We start from the raw sequence: 11986 nt of genomic DNA on the forward strand, positions 1-11986 counted from the left end.
TTATAGTAAATTATCCCAATTTTTATTTTAAAAAAATAGATGGCAGATTCTGTTACGAATCATACCATCTATTTGTTAATAAAAAGATATCACTCCACTGTAGTTATTCTGTGATGTTGAAGTGTGTTGCCATTTTGTCCATTAAACGTGAAATCGTCATAGCTGCTTCTGCACGTGTTGTATTATCTTTTGGTGCAATCTGTCCATTTGGTCTACCTTGCATAATACCTTCGTTTACAGCTGTAGCAAGGCTGTTTTTAGCCCAATTGGATGTGTTGTTGCGATCTGTAAATGGTGTAAGTGCCTGGTTAGCATCTGCTGCAAATGAAGTAGATGGCTCCAAGTAGCTTAATGTGTTATTAAGAATATTCGACATTTCTTCACGTGTAATCTGTTGATCTGGTTGATATGAATCGTCTGTATATCCTTTAGTGATACCCGTAGCGGATACCGCATTAATCGCATTGTAGTACCATTTATCAGGTGCAACATCTGCATACGTTACATTGTCAGTATTAGACGATACTTGTAATAAGTTACTAATCATCTGTGTGAATTGTGCACGCGTAATCAAGGCATCTGGATTATACTGATTATCGCCTACACCATTTAGAATGGACAAGTCTTGTAGTCTGTTAATCTCTGATTCTGCCCAGTGTCCACTCACATCATTAAAGTTTTGTTTATTTGTCGTTACTAAAGTAACTTTTGTAGTATTATCTAGCTCTACATCTGTCGCTTCTCCACTAGCTGCTTCTACCGCATTGTCAGCTGGTGGTGTTACTGGTTCTTCTACAGCAGGCACTGGTGTATCTACTGTAGCAGCAGTTACTGGTGCCGGTATTCCTAGAACTCCTGGTGTACGATTAGAACCTACATTATCGTCATCATCCGATGTTCCAGGATTGGTTGGCGGCGGTGTTTCTCCTTCACGATAATTAATCGTCTGAAGTACACTTGTATTGCCATTACGATTCAGTGTAATTACCAATTGTCCTTCAGAGGCTGGAAGTTGAATATTAAGATTTCCGTTACCATCTGCTCCAATCGTAATCGTTCCTAGTTGTACTGTACCTTGCTCATACACATCGCTTTGTACAGTAACAATATCCCCGGCTTGTAGACCACTCAATTGAATAGTTCCTTGCGTTCCCTGTACATCAACCAAATTGACAACTGGTGTCGGTGGTGTAGTAGGTGGAACTTCAACTCCATTGTATGGCAATGTTCCTATTTCGGTTTCCGTTCCATTGATCGTTACTCGTACAGACAGTTCACCTTGTGCATTCGGGAAGGTAAACGTTAATACCGCTTCTCCATTTGCATTCGCTGTTCCTGTTGCAAGTACTTCATTCGCATCACTATAAACCGAAACGGTATTGCCTACTGCTACTCCACTTACCGTCACTGTTCCTTGATTTCCATTGATCGTTGTTAGGTCAGCGGCTGGGGTTGGTGTCGTTGGAATATCGATTCCGCTATATGGCAATGTGACAATTTCCGTTTCCGTTCCATTAATCGTTACTCGTACCGACAGTTCGCCTTGTGCATTCGGGAAAGTAAAGGTTAATACCGCTTCTCCATTTGCGTTCGCTGTTCCTGTTGCGAGTACTTCATTCGCATCACTATAGATTGAAATCGTGTTGCCTACTGCTACTCCACTTACCGTTACTGTTCCTTGATCTCCATTGATCGTTGTTAAGTCAGCGGCTGGGGTTGGTGTCGTTGGAATGTCGATTCCACTGTATGGCAATGTCGCAATTTCCGTTTCGGTTCCATTGATGGTTACTCGTACTGACAGCTCGCCTTGTGCATTCGGGAAGGTAAACGTTAATACCGCTTCTCCATTTGCGTTCGCTGTTCCTGTCGCGAGTACTTCATTGGCATCACTATAGATTGAAATCGTGTTGCCTACTGCTACTCCACTTACCGTCACTGTTCCTTGATCTCCATTGATCGTTGTTAGGTCAGCGGCTGGGGTTGGTGTTGTCGGAATATCAATTCCGCTGTATGGCAATGTCGCAATTTCGGTTTCGGTTCCGTTAATGGTTACTCGTACAGATAGTTCACCTTGTACATTCGGGAAGGTAAAGGTTAACACCGCTTCTCCGTTTGCGTTCGCTGTTCCTGTTGCAAGTACTTCATTAGCATCACTATAAATCGAAATCGTGTTGCCTACTGCTACTCCACTTACCGTCACTGTTCCTTGATCTCCATTGATCGTTGTTAGGTCAGCGGCTGGGGTTGGTGTGGTTGGAATATCAATTCCGCTGTATGGCAATGTCGCAATTTCGGTTTCCGTTCCGTTGATGGTTACTCGTACAGATAGTTCACCTTGTGCATTCGGGAAGGTAAAGGTTAACACCGCTTCTCCGTTTGCGTTCGCTGTTCCTGTTGCGAGTACTTCATTCGCATCACTATAAATCGAAATCGTGTTGCCTACTGCTACTCCACTTACCGTCACTGTTCCTTGATCTCCATTGATCGTTGTTAGGTCAGCGGCTGGGGTTGGTGTGGTTGGAATATCGATTCCGCTGTATGGCAATGTCGCAATTTCCGTTTCCGTTCCATTAATCGTTACTCGTACAGACAGCTCGCCTTGTGCATTCGGGAAGGTAAACGTTAATACCGCTTCTCCGTTTGCGTTCGCTGTTCCTGTTGCGAGTACTTCATTGGCATCACTATAGATCGAAATCGTGTTGCCTACTGTTACTCCACTTACTGTTACTGTTCCTTGATCACCTGCAATATCGGTAATCGCAGCACCTGGTGTTGGTGTCGTTGGGATATCAATTCCACTGTATGGCAATGTCGCAATTTCAGTTTCCGTTCCATTAATCGTTACTCGTACGGATAGTTCCCCTTGTGCATTCGGGAAGGTAAATACGATCTGAGCAGATCCATTACTTCCTGCCACTGCTGTTCCTAGAACGTTATTATCTTCGTCATACACTTTGACTACTTCTCCTACAGCTATATCTGTAATGTTCACTGTTCCTTGATCGCCTGTAATATCAGCGATCACAGCACCTGGTGTTGGTGTCGTTGGGATATCAATTCCACTGTATGGTAGTGTAGCAATTTCGGTTTCCGTTCCATTGACCGTTACTCGTACGGATAGTTCTCCTTGTGCGTTCGGGAAAGTAAATACGATCTGAGCAGATCCATTACTTCCTGCTACCGCTGTTCCTAGAACGTTATTATCTTCGTCGTATACTTTGACCACTTCACCTACAGCTACGCCTGTAATATCTACAGTTCCTTGATCACCTGTAATATCGGTGATCACCGCACCTGGTGTTGGTGTCGTTGGAATGTCGATTCCACTGTATGGCAATGCAGCAATTTCGGTTTCAAGTCCATTTACGGTTACTCGTACGGACAGTTCTCCTTGAGCGTTCGGGAATATGAATGTTAATGTTAACTGCCCACTTCCATCTACTGTTCCTGTAGCAAGCACCTCATTAGCATCACTGTAAATAGTAACTGGAGAGTTTGCTGTAACTCCAGTAATATTCACTGTTCCACGACTACCAGTAATATCAGTAATCACAGCATTAGGAGACGGCGTCGTCGGAATATCAATTCCGCTGTACGGTAGTGTAGCAATTTCCGTTTCTGTTCCATTTACTGTTACTCGTATCGACAATTCTCCTTGTGTGTTCGGGAAAGTAAATACGATCTGGGCAGATCCATTACTTCCTGCTACTGCCGTTCCCAACACATTGTTATCTTCGTCGTATACTTTCACGACTTCTCCTACAGCTACTCCGGTAATGTTCACTGTTCCTTGATCACCTGTAATATCGGTAATCACAGCATTAGGAGACGGTGTAGTTGGAATATCGATTCCGCTGTATGGTAGTGTGGTAATTTCTGTTTCCGTTCCATTCACCGTTACTCGTACCGACAATTCTCCTTGTGCATTCGGGAAGGTAAAATCGATCTGGGCAGATCCATTACTTCCTACTACTGCGGTTCCTAAAACATTATTATCTTCGTCGTATACTTTCACGACTTCTCCTACAGCTACGCCTGTAATATCTACAGTTCCTTGATCACCTGTAATATCGGTGATCACAGCATTAGGAGACGGCGTAGTTGGAATATCAATTCCGCTGTATGGTAGTGTAGCAATTTCCGTTTCCGTTCCATTCACTGTTATTCGTACGGATAATTCACCCTGAGCGTTCGGGAAGGTAAATATGATCTGGGCAGATCCATTACTTCCTGCCACTGCTGTTCCTAGAACGTTATTATCTTCGTCGTATACTTTCACGACTTCACCAACAGCTACGTCTGTAATGTTCACTGTTCCTTGATCGCCTGTAATATCGGTAATCACAGCACCCGGTGTTGGTGTCGTTGGAATATCAATTCCACTATAAGGTAATGTGGCAATTTCCGTTTCCGCTCCATTGATAGTTACTCGTACGGACAGTTCACCTTGTGCATTCGGGAAAGTAAAGGTTAAAATAGCTTCTCCGTTTGCATTCGCTGTTCCTGTTGCGAGTACTTCATTGGCATCACTATAGATTGAAACAGTATTGCCTACTGCTACTCCACTTATTCTTACTGTTCCTTGATCACCTGTAATATCAGTAATCGCAGCACCTGGTGTTGGTGTCGTTGGAATATCAATTCCACTATATGGTAGTGTAGTAATTTCCGTTTCCGTTCCATTCACCGTTACTCGTACGGATAGTTCTCCTTGTGCATTCGGGAAAGTAAATACGATCTGGGCAGATCCATTACTTCCTGCTACCGCTGTTCCTAGAACGTTATTGTCTTCGTCGTATACTTTGACTACTTCACCTACAGCTACTCCTGTAATGTTCACTGTTCCTTGATCACCCGTAATATCAGCGATCACAGCAGCTGGTGTTGGCGTTGTTGGAATATCGATTCCGCTATAAGGTAATGTAGCAATTTCAGTTTCCGTTCCATTAATCGTTACTCGTACGGATAGTTCCCCTTGTGCATTCGGGAAGGTAAATACGATCTGAGCAGATCCATTACTTCCTGCCACTGCTGTTCCTAGAACGTTATTATCTTCGTCATACACTTTCACGACTTCGCCTACAGCTACTCCTGTGATATTGATAGTTCCTTGATCACTTGCAATATCAGCGATCACAGCACCTGGTGTTGGCGTTGTTGGAATGACAACTCCACTGTATGGCAATGTAGTAATTTCGGTTTCTGTTCCATTGACCGTTACTCGTACCGACAATTCCCCTTGTGCATTCGGGAAAGTAAATACGATCTGGGCAGATCCATTACTTCCTGCCACTGCTGTTCCTAGAACGTTATTATCTTCGTCGTATACTTTCACGACTTCTCCTACAGCTACGCCTGTAATATCTACAGTTCCTTGATCACCTGTAATGTCGGTAATCGTAGCAGCTGGTGTTGGTGTCGTTGGAATATCGATTCCGCTGTATGGCAATGTAGCAATTTCGGTTTCTGTTCCATTTGTCGTTACTCGAACAGACAGTTCCCCTTGAACATTCGGGAAAGTAAAGTTCAAAATCGCTGTTCCGTCTGATCCAATTGTAGCTGTACCTAATACTTGATCATCATCGCTGTACACTTTTACAATATCGCCTGTTACACCATTAGCAATATCAATTGTTCCTTGTGCACCATCGATATCAGATAATACAGCTGTTGGTGTCGTTGGATTTACTGGAATTGGGATACCTTGATAATCAAATGTGTTTACTGTTGTTTCTACTCCATTTACAACTGTACGAACAAACAATCTACCTTGAGCTTTCAAAAATTTGAAATTAATGATCGCTTGTCCATCGATATTAGCTACTCCTGTACCTAATACTTGATCATCGTCATCGTAGACTTTGGCTGTTTCTCCTTCAGTCATACCGATCACTGTGATTACTCCATCAACACCTTGTACTTGCGTGATCTCTGCTGTAGGTGTATCTGCTGGTGGAGCTACTTCTTCCGCTATATAATTAACATTTACAAGATTACTATTAATTTGATTACGAGATAAAATAACAGATACTTGTCCACCTTCAGGCAACAGAGCAAGTTGGATAGTCACTAATCCACTACCATCGGCTAATCCTGTACCCAAAACAGTATTATTGGCATCTAGAACCCAAATCATATCTCCAGACTGCACATTACTTACTTTGACTGTATCGTTGCTACCAATATTATTAATCACTTGTACATCTGCTGCTAATAAAACTGGACCAGGTTCAGTCAGATACACAACAGGTGTAGGCACACTGTCTATATTGCTATGCGTATTTATCGCTGAAATCGTACCGCCTGTTGGATTTAAAGTAAGATTAATAGTGACATCTCCAGATGACGCTACTGTTCCTGTACCTAAAATTGATCCTGCTTCAGATATAGTGACTTTATTACCTTCTGGTAAGCCAGTAACAGTCACACTATCTGCATTGCCGGCATTATTGAGAACAGTAATCGCTGCGGCTGGGATAGGAGGCACAATTTCTGTTGGATAGTTTACAGAGACTGGCTGACTTTCTAATCCTAAATATTCTAAAGTAGCACTAACAGAGCCACCAGTTGGTATTAATTTCAAGTTGATAACAGTACTACCATTGGCTGGAGCTGTTCCTGTACCGATAAGATCTGAGCCGGAATAGATATTTACTTTTTGGCCTTCGTCCAAACCTTCAATAGTTACGGTATCGTTATCACCATAATTGTTGGCTGGCACTATATCTTCTGAAGGAATAGCTGGTATTAAAACAGCAGCATATCCAACCTGAATCGCTGTACTTTCTATTGTGTTGCGAACCACACTTACACTGATTACACCACCGTTAGGTGCCAAATCTGTATTTACTTTTGCTAATCCATTTGCATCAGCAGGACTTGTACCAATTAGTGTACCGTTAGCATACACATTGATAATATCTCCTGCTTGTAATGCTTTGACAGTGACTGAGGAGTTGCCTGCAATATCATTCACAATAGCTACATTTTCTTGTAAAAGAGCAGCTACTACTTCTGTCGTATAGTTTGCAAGCGTAGGTGCACTTTCGACTCCATTACGAATCAAAGTCACTCCCACCGTACCACCAATCGGCAATAAAGTTGTATTTAATGTAGCTTTGCCATCAGCTTGTACAGTTGCAGTTCCTAATAATGATCCTGCTCCATATACATCAATACTATCGCCTGCTGTTAAGCCACTTACTTGCACAATATCGTTATCGCCCGAATTATTTGTCACTAAAATAGCATTAGCAGAAATAGCAGGAGTGACTTCTGCTCCATAAATCACTGTTGACGCAATACTTTCTACTCCTTGATTTGTAGTCGTTACGCCAATCGTTCCTCCAAGAGGTACCAACGTAACATTTAATAATGCAGTTCCTTGAGCATTAACTACACCTGTTCCAATTACACTTCCATTGCCATATACGGTTACAATATTTCCCGCAGTCTGTCCTGTAATTTGAACAGTATCCGAGTTACCCGAAACATTGTTTACAGTAATATTAGCAACTGGAATAGCAGGTACAACAACGCCACCATATGGAATCGAAGTCGTTACACTATCAATTCCATTTCGTGTAATGCCTACTCCAAGGCTACCACCTAAAGGATTAACCGCGACTGGAATAGCAACAGTTCCTGTCGCTCCAGCGGTTGCAGTTCCCAAAACAGTACCATTTCCATAGACTTTCACAATATCTCCATTGGTCAAACCACTAATTGTTGCTGTTGCGTTCCCTGCAACAATAGGAGAAAGTGAAATCTGATTAGTTAATAGTGGTGTAACCACTTCTGCCAGATAACTGACTGCTGTTGGAGCACTATCTACTCCATTATGATTCAAACCGATATTTACACTCCCACCGATAGGAGTTAATACTACTGGAATTGTCACAGTACCTTGAGCATTGACGGTTCCTGTACCTAACAAACCATCAGCATTGTATACATTAACAGTATCGCCTGCCAATTGACCCGTCACGACAACCGTATCTGAAGTATTACCTGAACGATTGTTCACCTGAATATTAGCTGATCCAATAACAGGAACAGTAATTGAAGGGTAATTGACTGTTGTTGCTGCGCTTTGTAATAATCCTTGCTTGATAGTGACACTTAAACTGCCACCTGTAGGAGCCAAAACAACCGGCAAACTTAGGCTACTTGTTGTTGCTGGAGCAGTAGCTAATACGGTATTCCCTGAAGAAACAGTAACGATATCTCCTACTGTCAAACCACTTACTTTAACCGTAGAAGTACCTCCATACGAATTGGTTACTGTAATATTGCTAGAAACGATAGGTGGAATAACCTGCGCTCCATAACTTACTGTAGTTGGAGTACTTTCAATCGTATTTCGTTTTAAAGTAACACCTACGCTACCCCCATCAGGAGTTAATGTAGTCGTTACAGTAGCAACTCCACTTGCGTTTGCTGTAGCATTGCCAATAGCTGTTGTACCATTATAGACAGTGACTACATCTCCAGCACTTACACCTGTAACGGTCACTGTATCTTGATCACCATATTGATTATCAATAGCAATATTAGCGGCTGGAATAGAATTTAGTACAGCACTACCATACGTAAAAGATGTTTTAGTACTTTCAGCAGTACCTCGAACCGTACTAACATTGATTGTGCCACCACTTGGAACTAGCGTTGCTGCGATAACGGCTGTTCCTTGCGCATTGACGACTCCAGAGCCTAGCAATGTATTGCTAGTGTTATAAACAGAGATAGTATCTCCTTGAGTCTGTCCTGTAACTGTAACCGTTGAAGAACCGACGACTACATTGTTTACACTGATTTGTGCAGAAGAAGGGGCAGTAGGAGCAGGAAGTATAGTAAAGGTTCCTTGCTGTGTTGCACTGCCTATAGAAACATTTAATGTATTTTTAGAAGTTCCGGTAAATTGATAATTACCAGCGGCTGGTAATATTTTATTATTAAGGGTCAACGTTGTAGAAGGTAATAAAAGAAGAGCTGCGGTAGTAATCGTAACTGTTTGTCCATTATTCGTAATTTCACTAGCTACCAAATTTCTACCGTTAATCTGGTCAGCTGTTGTTGCTTTAATTCCGGCAGGTAAAGTATACGTGATACTGCCCAGAAGACTAATTACATCTCCTAAATTATAAGTAACACTCAAATTAGCTGATTGTCCCACAACTTGTACTCCATTAGCAGAAGTAATAGTCATCGAACCTGCAGCTGCACTTGCGTACCGAGGCAAGCCTGTAAAAATCAAAGTTACGATTAAAAATACTATAAAAACCGAGTAACTCCGTTTCTTCATATTTTTCTCCCCTTTTGTTTTAGTTAAATTGCCTGTCGCAACAAATAACACATCTTGTTATAGCTTACAGATTCATTTTCCTAGAAACAGCGGCAGTTATATATAGACTTTATTTCCTATTTTATACATTTTAGGAAATAGGAAAACCCTCCTCTTTCTTTTTTTCGCCTATAAAAAGGAAAAAGATCACCCTTTTTGAAATAAAGGTGATCTTTTTTATTTAACCTATACTTTTGTTAAAAACAGCCGCAATTGCTTGTGCACGGTCGGTTACACTCATCTTATTAAAAATATTCGTTAAGTGATTTTTGACAGTATGTTCACTTATAAATAGAGCCGCCGCAATCTCTTTATTACTGGAAGCTTTGACGACTAGCTCCAATACTTCTTTTTCCCGTGGAGATAATCCAAATTCTTTGACGATCGCTTCCAGACCACGTCCCTCTGCTACTTCGGCAGTTAACGCACGAGGAACAGGTTTTTCTTCCATTAAGCTAATTTCCGTTTGCAAAGTATGACGACTAAGCATGAATAAACGGAACTGACTGATCAAAGCAGGATCAATATTAGTAAATTGGGAATCAGTCATGAGTTGGATATCGTTATCACCTGAAGCAGCCAGAGCAAATACCAATACCATTGTTTGCCCGCCCTTACTATATGGATGGGAGGCTGGACTATTTTGATTCTGTTGAATTTTCCTAAAATCTTCAATCATTTCTGCTTCTTGTTCAAACAAGTGAGGAAAACTACGTAAAGTGGCTGGATCTGAAAACGACATCAGACAAGCACGTGCAATCGTTTCTCCTTCTTCTTTACGTAATCCGCCCCATAATGCAAATTCCATCACGATTTTCTGTGCATCCGTAGCCAGTTGATATTGCGCTACATTCCATTCCCGAATCGATTCATGCAAAATATGAGCAAATCGATTACTGTTTGATAAAAACTGTTGGCGATCATAAAGTAGCTTCATAATGACACTGCCCATCGTTGCCAGAGCAGACAAAATCTCACGACATTCTTCGCCTTCTTGCTCATCTCCTATTGCAACAGCAAGTACAGCTCTAGTTTTGTCTGCATAAACGATAGGATATTCAATCATTAATGATGAAGGCACTGAACGATTCAGATATGAATGTGTTGCCGGTTGATTATTTCCATTTTCCAAATAGCGACGAGCAATATCTCGGGCATACGTTTCTCCGCGCGGGCTTTCCATACCACGAGCGACCATTTGCACTTTTTCGTCTTCACTTGCCCGATGAACAACAATTGATGCAGATGGACTCCATACCAGATTCAGACTCATATCTACCAGCATAAATAGAACCCGCTGAATATCCTGCACAGATACCATTACACTGGCTAGTTCCATTAACGGCTTGAAGCGCTGAATCTGCTTTTCCATACGACCATGAGTAATATGGTTACCAATATACCAACCAATTAAAGAGATCAATGTTTCTTCAAAACGAATATTGGTATTTGTTGATAATTTTTCTTCCAAACCGATGCCAAATAACAACCCGTAATTTTCATCGTCATACCGAATCGGAAAACATTGTACTTCATAGATCGAAGCTAATCCTTTTTGTAGAAAAAAGTGACTGCGTGGATCTCTACCTACATCTTTCCAGTGGCTTAATTGCTCGCTAAGTACTGCTTGACCGAGAAAACCTTCGCCTTCGTGGAAAATAGCTCCTTTTAACTCAGCGGCGGCAGGCCCTGTACTGCTCACAATACGATAAGTACCAGAAGATGTTTTTAAAGCAAATCCGAATACATCTGCCAGATCGCTAGAAGCAAGCACCGCTCGTGTCACTTCTTCTATAGGCATATTGCGACTGGAATCCGACCGCAACGTTTCATTAAGAGTCGTCAGACGTTCTGCGAACTTTTTCTCTTTGTATCCTGATTTCAAGATAAGCGCGATAGCTTTAGATAATTTATTAATCTTATCTTTTTTATATTCTATTTGCGTAACATCGTCTTCTGGTGTACTTTGTATTCGTTCTCTCATGATACGGAAAAGTTCCGCAGGCCCTTTCAAATCCGGGCTATTGTAATTCACATGATCGATAATGTTTTGTCTGGTATTTTCTTGAATAATAATGCCTGCCCAGATATACATCTCAATCGGTTGCTGATCGATACTAACAGGTGAAATAATCCACTTGATTCCAGGTATCCATTGATCAGACAAAGCAGTAACTCGAAGCCTTTTCAACTTATCGATTTCTGCTTTTAACATACTTTCAAGTTCTTTGGGATACGTGATGAACAAATTAGCGATTTCAGCATCTGAAGGTGTACTTAACAAATGCCCTTCATGATTTGTAATAAAAATAAATAAACCTGTAAGTTCTGCATATACATTTTGGAGTTCCTGACAGCTGTCCAAGTTATCATTTATAAAATAGCTTTCAATCATAAGCATTCATGTCCACTTCTGTTTGAATATAAGGCGTTTTATAACGATAAATAGCACGCGTACCCTGACCATTTTTTTCTAAAATTGATAATTCAGTCAAACGATCAAGCGCACGTTCAATTAAATGCGCATTGCGTCCAAGTCGTTTGGACATGCCCGTACTGGTTTCTAATGCATAAGGATTATTTTCAAAAAATAAGGTACATTCCATCTGTAATGTGATTACATCGCTTTCTGATACCATAAAA

Annotated in this window: 3 protein-coding genes; all 3 read right to left on the reverse strand. The window is 41.4% G+C overall.

Going from position 1 to position 11986, the window contains the following annotated elements:
• Window positions 1-103: 103 nt before the first annotated feature.
• Entirely contained in the window at window positions 104-9304 is a 9201-nt protein-coding gene (locus PQ460_RS23065; protein ID WP_274171309.1) for an S-layer homology domain-containing protein, read from the reverse strand.
• 220 nt (window positions 9305-9524) lie between these two features.
• Window positions 9525-11738 (reverse strand): LuxR C-terminal-related transcriptional regulator, encoded by a 2214-nt coding sequence (locus tag PQ460_RS23070; RefSeq protein ID WP_274171310.1) that lies wholly within the window; start codon window positions 11736-11738, stop codon window positions 9525-9527.
• Window positions 11731-11982 carry a hypothetical protein gene (locus PQ460_RS23075; RefSeq protein ID WP_273614353.1) on the reverse strand — a complete coding sequence of 84 codons (252 nt, stop codon included), beginning with the start codon at window positions 11980-11982 and terminating at the stop codon, window positions 11731-11733. Before PQ460_RS23075 ends, PQ460_RS23070 begins: the two co-directional genes overlap by 8 nt.
• Between the last annotated feature and the right edge of the window lie 4 nt (window positions 11983-11986).

The organism is Paenibacillus sp. KACC 21273, assembly GCF_028736095.1.
Taxonomy (GTDB): Bacteria; Bacillota; Bacilli; order Paenibacillales; family Paenibacillaceae; genus Saccharibacillus; species Saccharibacillus kyungheensis.

What these genes read in the sequence shown, in the direction of transcription:
- PQ460_RS23070 (WP_274171310.1), bottom strand. Translation starts at nt 11,738, where the DNA reads ATGATTGAAAGCTATTTTATAAATGATAACTTGGACAGCTGTCAGGAA.
- PQ460_RS23075 (WP_273614353.1), bottom strand. Translation starts at nt 11,982, where the DNA reads ATGGTATCAGAAAGCGATGTAATCACATTACAGATGGAATGTACCTTA.
- PQ460_RS23065 (WP_274171309.1), bottom strand. Translation starts at nt 9,304, where the DNA reads ATGAAGAAACGGAGTTACTCGGTTTTTATAGTATTTTTAATCGTAACT.